Here is an 18,764-nt window from a genome sequence, read left to right on the forward strand (position 1 = left end):
TTTAACAAATTTTCTTTTTTTCTGATGTAATTTTATAGAGTTACTGAGAGTGATTTTGATATTCAATCAAAATAATTATTGAACAATTTTCTAAATCTCTGCGTTCGATTCTATCATTCAAAAGTCATTTTTATTTAATTTAAACAACTATTGCTATGAGTTACATCAAAGGAAGAGGCGCACAACTGAACACCCATAATCGATTTTTTAAAGAACAACATATCATAAGAAATGATTTTCTAAATTATTGTGAGGCAGAACAAGAAAGTGCTGATAGTAATAAAACATCGTATTTAGAAATCTTTCCAAAAACGATTTTAAATAAAGTTACTAGTCCAGATATAGGTTTTGGTTATTCTATGAATCCTTATCAAGGTTGTGAGCATGGTTGTATTTATTGTTATGCCAGAAATACTCACGAATACTGGGGATATTCTGCTGGATTAGATTTTGAACGTAAGATTTTATACAAAGCAAATGCTGCCGAACTATTGGAAAAAAAACTAAAAAGTAGAAATTGGAATCCTCAAAACATTATGTTTTCTGGAAACACAGATTGCTATCAACCTATAGAGAAGAAATTAGAAATCACAAGAAAAATGCTAGAAGTTTTACTAAAACTAAAACATCCTGTGAGTATGATTACCAAAAACGCTTTAATCCTTCGTGATTTGGATCTACTTAAAAAGATGGCAAATTTACGATTGGTAAATGTAAGTATTTCCATAACTTCTTTATCCGAAGAAACAAGAAGAATTTTAGAACCTAGAACTACAACTATCAAAAAACGTCTAGAAACCGTGAAGGTTTTATCTGAAAACGGAATTCCTGTAAATGTGATGATGGCACCAATTATTCCAGCAATTAACAATCATGAAATTTTTAGATTGGTCAAAAAAGTGAGTGAATTGGGAGCTAAATCAATTGGGTTTACTGTAGTAAGGTTGAATGGAGCTATTGGTAAAATTTTTACAAACTGGGTAGAAAAAACGTATCCAGATAGAGCATCAAAGATTTTAAATCAGATTAAAGATTGTCATAATGGTACCTTAAATGATAGCAGATTTGGAACTAGAACTAGAGGAGAAGGTAAAATTGCAGAACAAATAGCAACTCAATTCAAACTAGCAAGAAAAATCTATATGAATGATGCTAAACTTCCATCATTAAATTATAGCTTATTTGACAAAAATGAAACGAATCAATTGGGGTTGTTTAACTAAAAAAGTGAAACTTTCGTTTCACTTTTTCATTATTTTAAGCCTTACCTGTAGGTCCAAAATTCATAGGAATTGGTGGTTGCTCATAATCTTTAATTTCTCCATTCTGTTGTTCGAATTTACGAACATTATCTGCTAAAGCTTTGGTTAATCTCTTAGCATGCTGTGGGGTTAAAATAATTCTAGATTTTACTTTTGCTTTTGGTACACCTGGCATTATATTAATAAAATCAACAATAAACTCTGATATTGAATGATTTATTATAGCTAAATTAGAATAGGTTCCTTCAGCAATTTCTTGATCTAATTCTATATTTATTTGTCCGTCTTGATTTTGATTTTCTTCCATAATAAAAAAAATTTGTCAGGTCGAGCGCAGTCGAGACCTAAATTAAAAACCTCTCGACTGCGCTCGAGGAGACATAAAAAAAGCCTCTAAAAATTTAGAGGCTTTTTTAAAAATTTATTTAGAAACTTTGTTCTATTTCATCTTTTGGTCCTACAATAACATTATCGTAAGTTCTCATACCTGTACCAGCTGGTATTTTCTTACCAACAATTACATTTTCTTTCAATCCTTCTAAAGTATCCACTTTACCACTAACAGCTGCCTCATTTAAAACTTTTGTAGTTTCTTGGAAAGAAGCTGCAGAGATGAACGATTTTGTTTGTAATGAAGCTCTTGTAATACCTTGTAGTACTTGTTCAGCTGTTGCTGGTCTTGCATCTCTAGCTTCTACTAAGTTTTGATCATTTCTTCTTAATAAAGAATTCTCATCTCTTAGTTGACGTGCAGAAATAATTTGACCGGCTTTTAAGTTTTCTGAATCTCCAGCATTTTCAACTACTTTCATTCCATAAATAGCATCATTTTCTGCGATAAAGTCATTTTTGTGGATTAATTGATTCTCTAAGAATAATGTATCTCCAGAATCTATAATCTTAACTTTACGCATCATTTGACGAACAACAACTTCGAAATGCTTATCATTAATTTTTACACCTTGTAAACGGTATACTTCTTGAATTTCATTTACTAAGTATTCTTGAACAGCAGATGGTCCTTTAATTCTTAAAATATCAGAAGGTGTTGTAGCACCATCTGATAATGGCATACCTGCTTTAATAAAGTCATTTTCTTGCACTAAAATCTGATTAGAAAGTTTTACTAAATACTTTTTAATATCTCCAGTTTTAGATTCAACAATAATCTCTCTATTACCACGCTTAATCTTACCAAAAGAAACTACACCATCAATTTCAGAAACAACAGATGGATTAGAAGGGTTACGTGCTTCAAATAACTCTGTTACACGTGGTAAACCTCCTGTAATATCACCTGCTTTACCCGATTTTCTTGGAATTTTAACTAAAGTTTTTCCACTTTCAACAGTATCTCCATCATCAACCATTAAGTGAGCTCCTACTGGTAAACTGTAAGAACGTAAGGCATTACCATCTTCATCTTCGATAATTAGAGAGGCAATGATTTTCTTGTTCTTAGAATCTGTAATTACTTTTTCTTGGAAACCAGTTTGCTCATCAATTTCTACAGAGTAGTTCATACCTTGCTCTAAATTGTCAAACTTTACTTTTCCAGCAAATTCAGAAACTATTACACCGTTAAATGGATCCCACTGTACAATTACATCTCCTTTTTTGATTGATTTTCTTTCTTTATCAAAGATAATAGAACCATAAGGTATAATATTTGTACTCTGAGTAATTCCTGTTTTTTTATCAATTATTTTGATTTCTGCAGTTCTAGAAATTACAATATCAACATCATTTCCATCGTTATCTTTTCCCTTTACAGTACGTAAGTCTTCAATAACAACATTACCATCAAACTTAGCGATTAACTTGTTGTCTTCAGAAATATTACCTGCAACCCCACCAACGTGGAATGTACGTAATGTTAACTGTGTTCCAGGTTCTCCAATAGATTGTGCAGCAATTACACCAACTGCTTCACCAATTTGTACTTTGTTACGAGTAGATAAACTCTGACCATAACATTTTGCACAAATACCTCTAGAAGATTCACAAGTTAATGCTGACCTTACTTCTAAACCATCTATTCCAGATTTTTCGACTTCTAAAGCTAATTGAGAGGTAATCGGTTGATTTGCTTCTAAAATTAACTCTTCAGTTACAGGGTGATATACATCTTGTAGAGAAATTCTACCTTCAATTCTATCTGATAAAGATTCTACAATCTCATCATTTTTCTTTAAAGGAGTAACTTCTAATCCTCTTAATGTACCACAATCTTCTTCGTTAATAATAACATCTTGAGAAACGTCTACCAATCTACGAGTTAAATAACCTGCATCAGCCGTTTTTAAAGCGGTATCTGCTAATCCTTTACGCGCACCGTGAGTAGAAATAAAGTATTCTAAAATTGATAATCCTTCTTTAAAGTTAGAAAGAATTGGGTTTTCGATAATTTCTCCACCACCAGCTGTAGATTTTTTAGGCTTTGCCATTAATCCACGCATACCTGTTAACTGACGTATCTGCTCTTTAGAACCCCTTGCTCCAGAATCTAACATCATATATACAGAGTTAAATCCTTGTTGATCCTCACGTAAACGTTTCATAGATAATTCAGTCAATTGGTTATTGGTTCTACCCCAAATATCAATTACCTGATTGTAACGCTCTTTTTGCGTTAACATACCCATATTATAATTCATTACAATACCATCAACCTCTTTGTTTGCCTCATCAATCATAGATTGTTTTTCAGCAGGAATAATGATATCTCCTAATGAGAATGATAAACCACCTTCAAAAGCGTATTTATATCCCATATTTTTTATCTCATCTAAGAATTCACCAGTAGTAGGAATATCTGTAGCTTTTAAAATTCCACCAATAATTCCACGTAAGTTTTTCTTAGTAAGTACTTCATTAATATAACCAGCAGCAGCAGGAACTTTTTCATTAAATAAAACTCTACCTACCGTAGTTTCTATAATTTTAGTTACCTGTTCACCATTTTCAATATCTTGTGTTCTTACTTTAATAGATGCATTTAGATCTACTTTTTCTTCGTTAAACGCAATGGTTACTTCTTCTGGAGAATAAAAAGTTAATCCTTCACCTTTAATAGGGACTTCTGGAGTAGACTTTCTTTCTTTTGTCATATAATATAATCCAAGTACCATATCTTGAGAAGGTACAGTTACTGGAGCACCATTTGCAGGATTTAAGATATTATGAGAAGCCAACATTAATAATTGTGCTTCTAAAATAGCTTCTGGTCCTAATGGTAAGTGAACCGCCATTTGATCCCCATCAAAATCCGCATTAAATGCAGAACAAGATAATGGGTGTAATTGTATAGCTTTACCCTCAATCAATTTTGGTTGGAAAGCTTGAATACCTAATCTGTGTAAAGTAGGAGCCCTGTTTAATAAAACTGGGTGGCCTTTAATTACATTTTCTAAAATATCCCAAACAACTGGCTCTTTTCTGTCTATTATTTTCTTTGCAGATTTAACTGTTTTTACAATTCCTCTTTCAATCAACTTACGGATTACAAAAGGTTTGTATAATTCAGCTGCCATATCTTTTGGCAATCCACATTCAGACAATTTCATTTCTGGTCCAACAACAATTACAGAACGTGCAGAATAATCAACACGTTTCCCTAATAAGTTTTGACGGAAACGACCTTGCTTACCTTTTAATGAATCTGATAAAGATTTTAAAGGTCTGTTAGATTCTGTTTTTACTGCTGATGATTTACGTGTGTTATCAAATAATGAATCTACAGATTCTTGTAACATACGTTTCTCATTACGCAAAATTACTTCAGGAGCTTTTATCTCTACCAATCTTTTTAAACGATTGTTTCTGATTATAACTCTTCTATATAAATCATTTAAATCAGATGTTGCAAAACGACCTCCGTCTAAAGGAACTAATGGACGTAATTCTGGTGGAATTACAGGAATCGCTTTCATAATCATCCACTCAGGATTATTCTCTCTATTTTTTTGAGAATCTCTAAATGCTTCAACAACATTTAAACGCTTTAATGCTTCTGTTTTACGTTGCTTAGAAGTTTCTGTATTTGCTTTGTGTCTTAAATCGAAAGATAATTGATCTAAATCTATACGACCCAATAAATCTATTAAACACTCAGCTCCCATTTTAGCAATAAACTTGTTTGGGTCTGTATCTTCTAAATATTGATTGTCTTGAGGTAACTCATCAACAATATCTAAGTATTCTTCTTCTGTTAAGAAATCCATTTTTTGTAATGGTTCTCCTTCAGCATTTTTTGCTATACCTGGTTGAATTACTACATAACGTTCGTAGTAAATAATCATGTCTAACTTTTTAGATGGCAATCCTAATAAATATCCCATCTTGTTAGGTAATGATCTAAAGTACCAAATATGAGCTACAGGAACCACCAAATTGATGTGCCCTACTCTATCTCTACGTACTTTCTTTTCTGTTACTTCTACACCACATCTATCACAAACAATACCTTTGTAGCGAATTCTTTTGTACTTACCACAAGCACATTCATAATCCTTTACTGGACCAAAAATACGCTCACAGAATAAACCATCACGTTCAGGCTTATGAGTACGATAATTTATAGTTTCTGGTTTTAAAACTTCACCTTTAGAAACTTCTAAAATAGCCTCTGGTGATGATAAACCAATTGAGATTTTGTTAAACTTTTTTACAGTGTACTTCTCTTGTTTTCTTGCCATGTCTTTTAATAAGTATTCAGTTGGCAGTATTCAGTATTCAGCAACAAAAAGTTGCTAAAAACTGGTTACTGAAAAAATTTATTCTTCTAATCTTACGTCTAATCCTAGACCTTTCAATTCGTGCATTAATACGTTGAAAGATTCTGGTAAACCTGGTTCAGGCATAGACTCACCTTTAACAATACTTTCGTATGTTTTGGCTCTACCCATCACATCATCAGATTTAACTGTTAAGATTTCTCTTAAGATACTTGAAGCACCATATGCCTCGAGTGCCCAAACTTCCATCTCACCAAAACGTTGACCTCCAAATTGTGCTTTACCTCCTAATGGTTGTTGTGTAATTAATGAGTATGGTCCAATAGAACGTGCATGCATTTTGTCTTCAATCATGTGACCCAGTTTAATCATATAGATTACACCTACTGTTGCAGGTTGATCAAAACGTTTTCCTGTTCCTCCATCATATAAATAGGTATGACCAAATCTAGGTACATCAGCTTCATCTGTATATTTATTGATCTCATCTAAAGATGCTCCATCAAAAATTGGTGTTGCATATTTTTTGTCTAATTTTTGACCTGCCCAACCAAGAACGGTTTCATAAATCTGACCAATATTCATACGAGATGGTACCCCTAATGGATTTAATACAATATCTACTGGAGTTCCATCTTCTAAGAAAGGCATATCTTCTGCTCTTACAATACGAGCGACAATACCTTTGTTACCATGACGACCCGCCATTTTATCACCAACTTTTAACTTACGTTTTTTAGCAATGTATATTTTAGCTAATTTTAAAATTCCTGCTGGTAATTCATCACCTACAGAAATAGTAAATTTCTGACGACGTAAAGATCCTTGTAAGTCGTTTACTTTAATCTTATAATTATGTACTAACTCAACAACTAATTTATTAAGGTCATTGTCAGTAGTCCAAGTACCAGTTAAATGTACATAATCATCTACAGAATTTAACATTTTAAGTGTATATTTCTTACCCTTTGGCAACACTTCTTCACCTAAATCATTAAATACTCCTTGAGATGTTTTACCACTAATTAAAGTAAATAATTTTTCAATTAATTGATCTTTTAATCCTTCAAATTTTGAAACAAAGGATTGTTCTAAAGCAGCTACAGCTTCTTTATCTCTTAATCTCTTATTTTTATCTTTAACAGCTCTTCTGAATAATTTTTTATCAATTACTACACCTCTCAATGAAGGTGAAGCTTTCAATGATGCATCTTTTACATCACCCGCTTTATCACCAAAAATGGCACGTAATAATTTTTCTTCTGGAGTTGGATCAGATTCTCCTTTTGGTGTAATCTTACCAATTAAGATATCGCCAGGATTTACCTCTGCTCCAATTCTAATCATTCCATTTTCATCTAGGTCTTTAGTAGCTTCTTCAGAAACATTAGGAATATCATTAGTTAACTCTTCAGTTCCCAATTTTGTATCTCTTACGTCTAAAGAATACTCATCAATATGAATGGATGTAAATATATCTTCGCGAACTACTTTTTCTGAAATTACAATTGCATCCTCAAAGTTATACCCTTTCCAAGGCATAAAGGCTACTTTCATATTTCTACCTAAAGCTAATTCTCCTTTTTGTGTTGCATATCCTTCACAAAGTACTTGACCTTCAGAAACTCTATCTCCTTTTTCTACAATAGGTTTTAGATTAATAGATGTACCTTGATTCGTTTTTCTAAACTTAATTAAGTCATAAGAAACTTCATCAGAATCAAAACTTACTAATTTTTCTTCTTCAGATCTATCGTACTTAATCGTTATTTTATTAGCGTCTACATAAGTTACAACACCTTCTCCTTCTGCATTGATTAATATTCTTGAATCTTTTGCAACTCTTCGCTCTAAACCTGTTCCAACTATTGGAGATTCTGGACGTAATAAAGGAACCGCTTGACGCATCATATTAGACCCCATCAATGCGCGGTTAGCATCATCATGCTCTAAAAATGGAATTAAAGATGCAGAAATTGATGCAATTTGATTTGGAGCAACATCCATATAGTGAATGTCCTGTGGAGTTACTACAGGAAAATCTCCTTCTTCACGAGCAATTACTCTATCGGCAACGAAACTTCCATCATCGTTTAATTCTAAATTAGATTGGGCAATTTTCATTCCTTCCTCCTCTTCAGCACTTAAATAAATTGGTTCTTCTTTTGCAACAATTCCACTATCTACTTTTCTATATGGAGTTTCAATAAACCCTAAATTGTTCACTTTCGCAAAAACAGAAAGCGAAGAAATTAAACCAATGTTTGGTCCTTCTGGAGTTTCAATCGGACATAAACGACCATAATGTGTATAGTGAACATCACGTACCTCAAAACCTGCTCTTTCTCTTGATAAACCTCCTGGTCCTAATGCAGATAATCTTCGTTTGTGAGTAATCTCTGCTAATGGATTGGTTTGATCCATAAACTGAGATAACTGATTTGTCCCAAAAAATGAATTAATAACAGAAGATAATGTTTTTGCATTAATCAAATCGATTGGAGTAAACACCTCGTTGTCACGAACATTCATTCTCTCACGAATTGTTCTTGCCATACGAGCTAAACCAACACCAAATTGACCTGCTAGTTGTTCTCCTACGGTTCTTACACGTCTGTTTGATAAGTGATCAATATCATCAACCTCTGCTTTTGAATTGATTAACTCAATTAGATATTTAATGATAGTAATGATATCTAATTTAGTTAATACTTTTTGATCCATATCAACATCTAACTGCAGTTTTGTGTTCATTCTAAAACGACCAACCTCACCTAAATTATAACGTTGTTCTGAGAAGAATAACTTATCTATAATACCTCTTGCAGTCTCCTCATCTGGCGGTTCTGCATTACGTAGTTGTCTATAAATATGTTCTACAGCTTCTTTCTCTGAGTTTGTAGGATCTTTTTGTAAAGTGTTATGAATAATTGCATAATCTGCCATCTGATTATCTTCTTTATGAAGTAAAATCGTTTTAGCACCAGCTTCAATTATTTCATCAATATGTTCTTTCTCTAAAATTGTATCACGATCAAAGATGATTTCATTTCTTTCGATAGATACAACTTCTCCAGTATCTTCGTCCACAAAATCTTCATGCCAAGTTTTTAAAACTCTTGCTGCTAATTTGCGACCTAATACTTTTTTTAATCCAGCTTTAGAAACTTTTATTTCTTCTGCTAAATCAAAAATTTCTAAAATATCTTTATCTCTTTCAAAACCAATGGCTCTGAATAATGTTGTTACTGGTAATTTTTTCTTTCTATCAATATAAGCATACATTACTTGATTGATATCGGTAGCAAACTCAATCCAAGACCCTTTAAATGGAATTACTCTTGCTGAATATAGTTTTGTACCATTTGCGTGGAAAGATTGCCCAAAGAACACACCTGGTGATCTATGTAATTGAGAAACTACCACGCGCTCTGCACCATTGATAACAAAGGTACCTGAGTTTGTCATATAAGGAATTGTACCTAGGTAAACATCTTGAACAATAGTTTCGAAATCTTCGTGTTCTGGATCTGTACAATATAATTTTAAACGTGCTTTTAAAGGCACACTGTGTGTAAGACCTCTTTCAATACATTCTTGTATTGAGTATCTTGGAGGGTCTACAAAGTAGTCTAAAAATTCTAATACAAATTGATTTCTTGTATCAGTGATTGGAAAGTTATCCATAAAGGTTTTGTATAAACCTTCTTCACCTCTTTCTTCTGCTTTAGTTTGAAGTTGGAAAAAATCTTGAAAAGATTTTACCTGAATATCCAAGAAATCTGGATATTCTTTAATCATTTGAGAAGTTGCGAAGTTGATTCTTTCAGTAGTGTTTTTCGTTGCCAAAAGAGAATATTTTTTTGATTAAAATCTGAATTAAAATAAAGAACGAATATATACACAAAATGGTTTAGGCCTAAAAACACTTGTTCTTAGTACCTAAACCTAAATTTGTTTTCTCGATTTCGGTATCCTTGTCCGAAAATCGAGAAGGAATAGCTTACTTAAGCTCTACTTCAGCTCCAGCTTCTTCTAAAGATTTTTTAAGACCTTCTGCCTCATCTTTAGATACACCTTCTTTTACTGCTGCAGGTGCGCTATCTACGATACCTTTAGCTTCTTTTAATCCTAAACCAGTTAATTCTTTAACTAATTTCACAACTGCTAACTTAGAACCACCTGCTGCTTTTAAGATTACGTCGAATTCAGTTTGCTCATCAGCTGCATCATCTCCACCACCTGCTGCTGGACCTGCAACTGCAACAGCTGCTGCTGCTGGCTCAATACCATATTCTTCTTTTAAAATAGTAGCTAATTCATTAACTTCTTTTACTGTTAAGTTAACTAATTGTTCTGCGAAATCTTTTAATTCTGCCATTTTAATTGTTTTTAAAATTTTGTTTATTTTAGTTTATTTGTGCGCTTATTATTTTTCAGATAATGTCTTAATAATACCTGAAAGTGTCTGACCACCAGATTGTAATGCTGAAACAACATTCTTAGCTGGCGATTGTAATAATCCAATGATTTCTCCAATTAACTCTTCTCTAGACTTAATATCTACAAGAGCATCTAATTGATCATCACCAATGTAAACAGATTCTTCTGCAAATGCACCTTTTAATAAAGGTCTATCTTTAGTTTTCTTTCTGAATTCTTTGATTAATTTTGCTGGAGCATTTGCTGCTTCAGAAATCATCATTGATGTATTACCTTTTAATACTGATGGTAAGTCTCCAAATTCTTTATCTGAAGCTTCCATTGCTTTTGCAAGTAATGTATTTTTTACAACGGATAACTGAACTCCTGCTTTGAAACAAGCTCTTCTTAAATTAGAAGTAGTTTGTGCATCTAGTCCAGAAATATCTGCTAAATATACTGTGTTAGTATCTGCTAATACTGCTGTTAAATCTTGTATTACTTGTGATTTCTCTTCTCTAGTCATAATTATAAGTTTTAACGTATTAAACAGCCTTTACATCAACCTCAATAGAAGGACTCATTGTACTAGACATGTATACACTCTTTACATAAGTACCTTTTGCTGTTGTTGGTTTCAATTTAATAATAGTTTGTAATAATTCGTTTGCGTTTTCTTCAATTTTCTTAGCATCAAAAGATACTTTTCCAATTGCTGCATGTACGATACCAGTTTTATCAACTTTAAAATCGATTTTACCAGCTTTTACATCTTGAACAGCTTTTGCAACATCCATTGTTACTGTACCTGTTTTAGGGTTAGGCATTAAACCTCTAGGACCTAAAATCCTTCCTAAAGGACCTAATTTACCCATTACACTAGGCATAGTAATAATTACGTCTACATCTGTCCATCCCCCTTTAATTTTTTGGAGATACTCATCTAATCCAACATAATCAGCACCTGCAGCCTTAGCATCTGCTTCTTTATCTGGAGTTACTAATGCTAAAACTTTCACATCTTTACCAGTTCCGTGAGGTAATGTTACTACACCTCTAACCATTTGATTTGCTTTACGTGGATCTACACCTAAACGAATTGCTAAATCTACTGATGCATCAAACTTTACATTAGTAATGTCTTTGACTAGCGCTGAAGCAGCTGCTAAATCATAAGATTGCGTTTTATCAATCTTAGCGTAAGCTTCTTTTTGCTTTTTTGTTAATTTTGCCATTTTACTACTTTTTATAAAGTTTATGCCGGTGCATCACCTTTTACTGTTAATCCCATAGAACGAGCTGTACCTGCTATCATACGCATTGCTGAAGAAACTTCAAAAGCATTTAAATCTACCATTTTGTCTTCTGCAATAACTTTAATTTGATCCCAAGTAACTGATGCTACTTTCTTTCTGTTTGGTTCACCTGAACCTTTTTTGATTTTGGCCGCTTCTAGTAACTGTACTGCTGCAGGAGGAGTTTTTACAACAAAATCAAATGATTTGTCTTTGTAAACAGTAATAACAACAGGTAAAACTTTACCTTGTTTATCTTGCGTTCTTGCGTTGAACTGTTTACAGAACTCCATAATGTTAACACCAGCAGCACCTAAAGCGGGTCCAACCGGCGGCGATGGATTCGCTGCGCCTCCCCTTACTTGTAATTTAACTACTTTACTAACTTCTTTTGCCATTTTTAAAATGTTTAATGATTTGTTTTATAGTTGGAAGCTCAAAAACAAATCGGTATATATTTGTGTAACAATTATATCTTTTCTACTTGCATATAACTTAATTCTAATGGTGTTTTTCTTCCGAAGATTTTAACCATTACTTCAAGCTTACGCTTCTCTTCATTTACTTTTTCAATAGTTCCGTCAAAACCATTAAAAGGACCATCTACAACTTTTACTGTTTCTCCTACACTATAAGGAATAGCAATATTTTCATCTTGTACAGAAAGTTCATCAACTTTACCTAACATCCTATTTACTTCAGATTTTCGCATAGGTACAGGTTCGCCTCCTTTTGTCTCACCTAAAAATCCAATAACACCTGTAATTGACTTTATTACGTGAGGCACTTCACCTGAAAGGTTAGCCTCAACCATAATATATCCAGGAAAATAAACTCTTTCTCTGTTAACTTTTTTTCCGTTTCTAATTTGAACAACCTTTTCAGTTGGTACAATTACCTGACTAACATAGTCAGATAACCCTACTCTAGAAATTTCTGTTTCTATGTAAGATTTAACTTTATTCTCTTGCCCACCAATAGCTCTTACAACATACCATTTCATTACTGAATCAGCCATAATTTATTTCTTAAAATAATTTGAAAAAGTTATCTAATCCAGTTTGAAAAACATAATCTATACCAGCAACCGCTAATGCAAAAATTATTGTAAAAACCGCTACAGTTACAGTAGTTTTTTGAGCATCTTCTTTAGAAACCCAAGTCATGTGATTACTTAGTTCATCAAAAGAATCTTTGATATATTGTATAAAGTTCATCTTACTTTTATTTTGCACGGGTTGAGAGGCTCGAACTCCCGACAACTGGTTTTGGAGACCAGTGCTCTACCAACTGAGCTAAACCCGTTTCTTATTCATTGATAAAGGCGTCACGCAAATAACGTGACACCCTTATGTTTATTAATTAAAAAACTAATTAAATATTATTATTAGTCTAATAATTCAGTTACTTGTCCTGCTCCTACTGTTCTACCACCCTCACGGATTGCAAAACGCAAACCAACATTTAATGCAATTGGCTGAATCAAGTCAACTGTAATAGTTAAGTTATCTCCTGGCATTACCATTTCAACTCCTGAAGGTAAATTAATAGTACCCGTTACATCTGTTGTTCTTACATAGAACTGAGGACGATAGTTGTTGTGGAATGGTGTGTGACGACCACCTTCTTCTTTCTTAAGAACGTAAACCTCAGCTTTGAATTTCGCATGTGGAGTTACAGAACCTGGCTTACAGATTACCATACCTCTTTTAATATCTTCTTTTGCAATACCTCTCAACAAGATACCTGCATTATCTCCTGCCTCACCTCTATCTAAGATTTGACGAAACATTTCAATACCAGTAATTGTGGAAGATAATTTCTCAGCACCCATACCAATAATATCTACAGCATCACCTGTATTAGCAATACCTGTTTCGATACGACCTGTAGCAACTGTACCACGACCAGTAATAGAAAATACATCCTCAATCGGCATTAAGAAATCTTTATCAACCTCTCTTAATGGCTCTTCAATCCAAGAATCACAAGCTTCCATTAACTCCATTACAGTGTCAACCCATTTTTGCTCACCATTTAAAGCTCCTAAAGCTGAACCAGAAACAACAGGACCATTATCACCATCATAATCATAGAAAGATAATAATTCTCTAACTTCCATATCTACTAATTCTAAAAGCTCCTCATCATCAACCATATCAACTTTGTTCAAGAAAACAACGATACGTGGAATACCTACCTGACGACCTAATAAGATATGCTCTCTTGTTTGTGGCATTGGACCATCAGTAGCAGCTACTACCAAGATAGCTCCATCCATTTGAGCAGCACCAGTTACCATGTTCTTTACATAATCCGCGTGACCTGGACAATCAACGTGAGCATAGTGACGATTAGCTGTTTGATATTCTACGTGAGAAGTATTAATTGTGATACCTCTTTCTTTTTCTTCGGGAGCGTTATCGATTTGATCAAAATCTTTCGCTTCTGATAATCCTGCATCAGCTAGTACTTTTGTAATAGCAGCAGTTAAAGTTGTTTTACCGTGATCTACGTGTCCGATAGTACCAATATTTAAGTGTGGTTTCGAACGGTCAAAAGTTCCTTTTGCCATGATTATTAATTTTAATTCTTAGTTTAAATATATTTAGTGTCTAATACTCTAACTTAAATGAGCCAATGACGGGATTTGAACCCGTGACCTCATCCCTACCAAGGATGCGCTCTACCAACTGAGCTACACCGGCTTTGTTGGATTTTTGAGCGAAAGACCGGGTTCGAACCGGCGACATTCAGCTTGGAAGGCTGACGCTCTACCAACTGAGCTACTTTCGCATAATGTAAATTGTGGGGAGAGCAGGATTCGAACCTGCGAAGGTGAAACCAACGGAGTTACAGTCCGTCCTCGTTGACCGCTTGAGTATCTCCCCTCTAATTTACTATATTAATGAACTTTTACGTTTTTGAGCCGATGGAGGGACTCGAACCCACGACCTGCTGATTACAAATCAGCTGCTCTAGCCAGCTGAGCTACATCGGCTTTTTATTGCAAAAAAACAACCCGCTATTTCTAACGGATTGCAAATGTATAAAGTTTTTTTTATTTCTAAAACTTTTTGTAATTATTTTTTTCTTTTTTTTCTCTTTTTATGAAATCAAAGAATCTCTGTGTTTTTCTTTTGATCTTTTTAATTGCCTTTTCAAGTTATCTACTGCGGTATTTACACCTTCCTCAAATGTTTTTGTTTCTCTTTTTACAATTAATTCACTTCCTGGGATATTAATTTTAACTTCTGTTATTTTATTTTCTTTATCACTAGTGTTTTGAACTTTTAAAAACACTTCAGCATCTACTATTTTATCATGAAACTTGGTTAGAGAAGATACTTTATCTTCTACATACTTAATTAATTCTTTGTCTGCGTTAAAGTTAACTGACTGTGTAAATACTTTCATACTTCATTCATTTTTATTGCCCCTAGGGTGAGCTTGGTTATATACTTTTTTTATAGCATCAAGACTACTATGAGTATAGACTTGTGTTGAAGCTAAAGAAGAATGCCCTAATAATTCTTTAACAGAATTCAAATCTGCTCCTTCATTCAACAAATGTGTAGCAAAAGAATGCCTTAATATATGAGGGCTTTTTTTTACTTTTGAAGACACCGTACTAAAGTAAGAATTTATAATTCTGTAAACAAGAGTTTCATATATTTTATTTCCTTTTTCTGTTATAAAAAGTTCTTCTAATCCAATCGAAAATTGTTTTTTTAAATTTATATATTTATTCAATGTTTGACTCACTGAATTCAACAATGGAACAAAACGCTCTTTATTTCTTTTACCGAGAACTTTAATCGTTTTATCTAAAAAATTAATATCATTTTCCTTAAGATTAATTAATTCTGCTCTTCTAATCCCTGTTGAATAAAACAGTTCTACTATAAGTTTATTTCTAACTGATGTAAAATCATTCTTACCACTTGACATTTCTATTACTTGATTAATCTCTTTTGCTGTAAATGGTATTTGAACTTTTTTTGGTACTTTTAATGCTTTATGTTTTGCTAAAGGATTTATTTCTATTAGTTGTGTTTTTTGTAAAAATTTATAGAATGATTTTAATGAACTTACTTTTCTATTTATGGTTCTATGAGACATTTTTAAATCGACCAAAGCAATTATCCAACTTCTTATTTGACTGTAATTAACTTCCAATACATTCTCTTGATCATATTTAATAATCAAAAAATCTTTAAATGAAATTAAATCATTTTTATATGCTGTTACAGTATGCACAGAATATTTTTTTTCAAAGGATAAGTATTCTAAAAATGAATTTATCAAGCCATAATTATTAAGAGAATAGTAAAGCTACAAAATTTTGCGCAAAAAAAAATCTCGCACTAAACTTAGTGCGAGATTTATATTATTTAGTAGATATTTCTAACCTACTTCTTCTTGTGTTCTTAAGCGTTGAACGTAAGAAGCTTTAATTCTTTGAGCTCTTTTTGCAACAGATGGCTTTGTAAAGTTTTTTCTGTTACGTAAGTTTTTCATAGTCTTAGTTCTGTCAAACTTTCGTTTGTAACGTTTTAAAGCTCTATCTATATTCTCTCCTTCTTTAACTGGTATAATTAACATAAGTTGGCACCTCCCTTCATACGTATCTTTAGTATTTTATAACAGTATAAACTGTTGATTTATAATTTTTGGACTGCAAAGATAATTATTAATTATGAATTACAGTTTTATTTTTCATTTTCTTTTATAAAGAAGCTTTTTTACGTATGGGATTGAAATAATAACCTTTTTTTGAAGCATGATAAAAAAGACACAATGTAAAGTACGACCTTAAGATAATACACAAATTTGCTAATAATTATTAAAAAAGTATTGTTACTTTTTTAGTTAATGTTCTTTACAATCAATTACCATTTTTGCGACAATGAAGGTAATTTTCGCAAAAATTCAAACAAAAAGAAATCTTTAATATTTTAAGTAGCAGGTTTATATTCTTTGCCATCAATTACCATTTTTGCGATAATTTCTTTTAAAATTTCAGAAGTTCCTCCGCCAATGGGTCCTAATCTACTATCTCTTAACAATCTTGCCATTGGGTATTCTTCCATATAACCATAACCTCCTAAAAGTTGTAATGCATCATAAATAACCTCATCTGCCATTTTTGTTGACAATAATTTAGACATGCTAGCTTCTTTTACCACGTACTGACCGTCATTAAGTCTTTTAGCAATAGAATAATTGTACTCTCTACACATATCTACCCTACTTGCCATTTCTGCAATCTTATGCCTTAATACTTGAAATCTTTCTAAAGATTTTCCAAAAGCCACTCTTTCTTTCATATATTCTAAAGCATAATCAACAGCGAAATCAGCTCTAGCGTGAGCATTTACACCCATTAATAATCTTTCTAAAGCAAAATGCTGCATAATATAAGGGAAGCCTTTCCCTTCTTCACCTAAAAGATTCTCTTCCGGAACTTCTACATTATCAAAAGCAATTTCTCCGGTATCTGATGCTTTCCAACCTAATTTGTCTAATTTGGTTGCAGAAACTCCTTTTGAATCTCTATCTACTACAAAAATACTAATCCCTTTGTATTTATCTGTAGGATCTGTTTTTGCAGCTACAACCAAATAATCTGAATAAACACCATTTGTAATAAACGTTTTTGAACCATTTAAGATATACTTGTCACCTTGTTTAATCGCTGTAGAACGCATCCCCGCAACATCACTTCCTCCGAAAGGCTCTGTAATACACAAACAGCCAATCATGTCTCCTTCTGCGCTAGGTGTTAAATATTTTTTTTTCTGAAAATCATTACCTTCTTTATTCAAATGTGTCATTGCTAAATACTCATGAGCCCACATTGCCGCCGCAAATCCGCCTGAGTTAATTTTTTGCAATTCTTCTAGGAAGACAACCGTGTAAAAAAGGTCTAAATCTAAGCCTCCATATTCTTCTGGTGTTGACAATCCAAAATACCCCATTTCTCCAAACTTCCTCCAGATAAAACGCTCAATCTCTCCGTTTTTTTCCCATTTATCAATATGAGGAACCACTTCTTTCTGTAAAAATTCTTTGAAACTTGCACGAAAAGCTTCGTGTTCTTCAGTAAAATACATACTGCTCATTAGGCTCGAAATTTTTTTTATTATTCAGCCAACAAATATAAGACTATTCTATCATACAACTCTAAAGGAAAATCTTTGATGTGTTGTAATTCTGTTAAATTTTGAATTTCAGCAACTTCTTCTCTGTACTCAAAAATCTTTTTACAAAGATTAAAATCTATATAAGGATTTTTAAGTAATTGCTTGAAAGTAACAGTATTTACATTTACTTTCTTGATAATTGGTTTATTTATAATTTTAAAGGTTTTGATAATATTTTTAGCAACCGTTTTTTCTAATCCCCAAACTTCATAAATCTGTTTTTCAAAATAAAATCCTTGTAATTTAGAACGATACTTAATAATACGCTCAGATAATTTATCACCAATTCCGTAAATTGTTTTGAAATCTTCTTGGGTTGCTTTATTAATATCTGTTGTTGATAGCTTATGTTTTGGTTTTCGATATTTCTCGATTGTGTTCGAATTGACATTTCTATTGTAACTTACATTTTTATTTTGTTTAACAGCCCAATCTGGAAATTTAAAATAAGGCGCAATTCTATTAAGCAAACTATCTGAAACTTGAGTTACCTTTTGAAAGTCTTTTATAGAATTAACAAACTTATTGTCTTTTCTGAAAGCCAACAACCTATCAATTTCTATTAAAGACATACCTAATTGTTCACCTTTGAAATCAGTTATATAGTTTGGATTAAAAGGATAGATTTTTGGCTTTCTATTTTCAATTTCAATCGCTTTTAATCTATCTATTTCTTTATGAAAGGCTAAAACTTCTGGAGAGTTTAACTCTATTTGTTTATCCGAAAAAAAATTACCAAAAAAAATAAACGATTGTAATACTATAATGAGTATTACCAATAAAAAAATCCCATTTCGTTGGTTTTTGTTATACCAGAAATGGGATTTGAATATTTTCATAAAA

At 32.5% G+C, this 18,764-nt stretch carries 16 protein-coding genes and 5 tRNA genes; 1 reads left to right on the top strand and 20 read right to left on the bottom strand.

The annotated features are described in order from the left end of the window. Positions 1-155 precede the first annotated feature (155 nt). Entirely contained in the window at positions 156-1,223 is a 1,068-nt protein-coding gene (locus tag DIS07_RS08350) for a PA0069 family radical SAM protein (protein ID WP_109404788.1), read from the top strand. A gap of 34 nt (positions 1,224-1,257) precedes the next feature. Here the strand turns inward: DIS07_RS08350 and DIS07_RS08355 are convergent, their stop codons facing one another. The 20 genes from DIS07_RS08355 to DIS07_RS08450 form a co-directional block, all read right to left on the bottom strand. Next, positions 1,258-1,569 carry a DUF3467 domain-containing protein gene (locus DIS07_RS08355; RefSeq protein ID WP_109404789.1) on the bottom strand — a complete coding sequence of 104 codons (312 nt, stop codon included), beginning with the start codon at positions 1,567-1,569 and terminating at the stop codon, positions 1,258-1,260. Between the two features lie 118 nt (positions 1,570-1,687). After that, positions 1,688-5,959, bottom strand: a complete 4,272-nt coding sequence (gene rpoC, locus DIS07_RS08360; protein WP_109404790.1) for a DNA-directed RNA polymerase subunit beta' — start codon at positions 5,957-5,959, stop codon at positions 1,688-1,690. A gap of 78 nt (positions 5,960-6,037) precedes the next feature. Continuing rightward, complete coding sequence (gene rpoB / locus DIS07_RS08365) at positions 6,038-9,847, bottom strand: DNA-directed RNA polymerase subunit beta (RefSeq protein ID WP_109404791.1); 3,810 nt, start codon at positions 9,845-9,847, stop codon at positions 6,038-6,040. A 154-nt stretch (positions 9,848-10,001) separates the two neighbouring features. Then, a complete protein-coding gene (gene rplL, locus DIS07_RS08370) occupies positions 10,002-10,379 on the bottom strand; it encodes a 50S ribosomal protein L7/L12 (RefSeq protein ID WP_109404792.1) in 378 nt (125 codons plus the stop codon). 48 nt (positions 10,380-10,427) lie between these two features. Further along, positions 10,428-10,946 carry a 50S ribosomal protein L10 gene (gene rplJ / locus DIS07_RS08375; protein WP_109404793.1) on the bottom strand — a complete coding sequence of 173 codons (519 nt, stop codon included), beginning with the start codon at positions 10,944-10,946 and terminating at the stop codon, positions 10,428-10,430. 19 nt (positions 10,947-10,965) lie between these two features. Continuing rightward, positions 10,966-11,655, bottom strand: coding sequence for a 50S ribosomal protein L1 (gene rplA, locus DIS07_RS08380; protein ID WP_109404794.1), 690 nt, complete (start codon positions 11,653-11,655; stop codon positions 10,966-10,968). A gap of 20 nt (positions 11,656-11,675) precedes the next feature. Continuing rightward, a complete protein-coding gene (gene rplK / locus DIS07_RS08385; RefSeq protein ID WP_109404795.1) occupies positions 11,676-12,113 on the bottom strand; it encodes a 50S ribosomal protein L11 in 438 nt (145 codons plus the stop codon). 71 nt (positions 12,114-12,184) lie between these two features. Then, the gene (gene nusG, locus DIS07_RS08390) at positions 12,185-12,733 is read right to left on the bottom strand and encodes a transcription termination/antitermination protein NusG (protein ID WP_109404796.1); all 549 of its coding nucleotides are present in this window, start codon (positions 12,731-12,733) and stop codon (positions 12,185-12,187) included. Between the two features lie 10 nt (positions 12,734-12,743). Continuing rightward, positions 12,744-12,932, bottom strand: coding sequence for a preprotein translocase subunit SecE (gene secE / locus DIS07_RS08395; protein WP_109404797.1), 189 nt, complete (start codon positions 12,930-12,932; stop codon positions 12,744-12,746). Between the two features lie 15 nt (positions 12,933-12,947). Continuing rightward, a tRNA-Trp gene (locus tag DIS07_RS08400) sits at positions 12,948-13,020 on the bottom strand. An 82-nt stretch (positions 13,021-13,102) separates the two neighbouring features. Next, entirely contained in the window at positions 13,103-14,290 is a 1,188-nt protein-coding gene (gene tuf, locus DIS07_RS08405; RefSeq protein ID WP_109404798.1) for an elongation factor Tu, read from the bottom strand. Between the two features lie 60 nt (positions 14,291-14,350). Further along, a tRNA-Thr gene (locus tag DIS07_RS08410) sits at positions 14,351-14,423 on the bottom strand. A 15-nt stretch (positions 14,424-14,438) separates the two neighbouring features. Next, positions 14,439-14,511: transfer RNA gene (locus DIS07_RS08415), tRNA-Gly, on the bottom strand. Between the two features lie 13 nt (positions 14,512-14,524). Beyond that, a tRNA-Tyr gene (locus DIS07_RS08420) sits at positions 14,525-14,606 on the bottom strand. A gap of 36 nt (positions 14,607-14,642) precedes the next feature. Continuing rightward, positions 14,643-14,716: transfer RNA gene (locus DIS07_RS08425), tRNA-Thr, on the bottom strand. A 107-nt stretch (positions 14,717-14,823) separates the two neighbouring features. After that, complete coding sequence (gene hpf / locus DIS07_RS08430) at positions 14,824-15,132, bottom strand: ribosome hibernation-promoting factor, HPF/YfiA family (protein WP_109404799.1); 309 nt, start codon at positions 15,130-15,132, stop codon at positions 14,824-14,826. A gap of 3 nt (positions 15,133-15,135) precedes the next feature. Beyond that, entirely contained in the window at positions 15,136-16,023 is an 888-nt protein-coding gene (locus tag DIS07_RS08435; protein WP_109404800.1) for a tyrosine-type recombinase/integrase, read from the bottom strand. A gap of 99 nt (positions 16,024-16,122) precedes the next feature. After that, positions 16,123-16,320 (bottom strand): 30S ribosomal protein S21, encoded by a 198-nt coding sequence (rpsU, locus tag DIS07_RS08440; protein ID WP_015480739.1) that lies wholly within the window; start codon positions 16,318-16,320, stop codon positions 16,123-16,125. 353 nt (positions 16,321-16,673) lie between these two features. Beyond that, positions 16,674-17,840 carry an acyl-CoA dehydrogenase family protein gene (locus DIS07_RS08445; RefSeq protein WP_109404801.1) on the bottom strand — a complete coding sequence of 389 codons (1,167 nt, stop codon included), beginning with the start codon at positions 17,838-17,840 and terminating at the stop codon, positions 16,674-16,676. 20 nt (positions 17,841-17,860) lie between these two features. Next, positions 17,861-18,760 (bottom strand): helix-hairpin-helix domain-containing protein, encoded by a 900-nt coding sequence (locus DIS07_RS08450; protein WP_109404802.1) that lies wholly within the window; start codon positions 18,758-18,760, stop codon positions 17,861-17,863. Positions 18,761-18,764: the final 4 nt, after the last annotated feature.

The organism is Polaribacter aquimarinus, from assembly GCF_003129485.1.
GTDB lineage: Bacteria > Bacteroidota > Bacteroidia > Flavobacteriales > Flavobacteriaceae > Polaribacter > Polaribacter aquimarinus.

Bases quoted from the DNA above. Each gene is read 5' to 3' on its own strand.
- DIS07_RS08350 (WP_109404788.1), top strand. From the start codon at position 156: ATGAGTTACATCAAAGGAAGAGGCGCACAACTGAACACCCATAATCGA.
- DIS07_RS08355 (WP_109404789.1), bottom strand. From the start codon at position 1,569: ATGGAAGAAAATCAAAATCAAGACGGACAAATAAATATAGAATTAGAT.
- rpoC (WP_109404790.1), bottom strand. From the start codon at position 5,959: ATGGCAAGAAAACAAGAGAAGTACACTGTAAAAAAGTTTAACAAAATC.
- rplL (WP_109404792.1), bottom strand. From the start codon at position 10,379: ATGGCAGAATTAAAAGATTTCGCAGAACAATTAGTTAACTTAACAGTA.
- rplJ (WP_109404793.1), bottom strand. From the start codon at position 10,946: ATGACTAGAGAAGAGAAATCACAAGTAATACAAGATTTAACAGCAGTA.
- rplA (WP_109404794.1), bottom strand. From the start codon at position 11,655: ATGGCAAAATTAACAAAAAAGCAAAAAGAAGCTTACGCTAAGATTGAT.
- rplK (WP_109404795.1), bottom strand. From the start codon at position 12,113: ATGGCAAAAGAAGTTAGTAAAGTAGTTAAATTACAAGTAAGGGGAGGC.
- nusG (WP_109404796.1), bottom strand. From the start codon at position 12,733: ATGGCTGATTCAGTAATGAAATGGTATGTTGTAAGAGCTATTGGTGGG.
- secE (WP_109404797.1), bottom strand. From the start codon at position 12,932: ATGAACTTTATACAATATATCAAAGATTCTTTTGATGAACTAAGTAAT.
- tuf (WP_109404798.1), bottom strand. From the start codon at position 14,290: ATGGCAAAAGGAACTTTTGACCGTTCGAAACCACACTTAAATATTGGT.
- hpf (WP_109404799.1), bottom strand. From the start codon at position 15,132: ATGAAAGTATTTACACAGTCAGTTAACTTTAACGCAGACAAAGAATTA.
- rpsU (WP_015480739.1), bottom strand. From the start codon at position 16,320: ATGTTAATTATACCAGTTAAAGAAGGAGAGAATATAGATAGAGCTTTA.
- DIS07_RS08445 (WP_109404801.1), bottom strand. From the start codon at position 17,840: ATGAGCAGTATGTATTTTACTGAAGAACACGAAGCTTTTCGTGCAAGT.
- DIS07_RS08450 (WP_109404802.1), bottom strand. From the start codon at position 18,760: ATGAAAATATTCAAATCCCATTTCTGGTATAACAAAAACCAACGAAAT.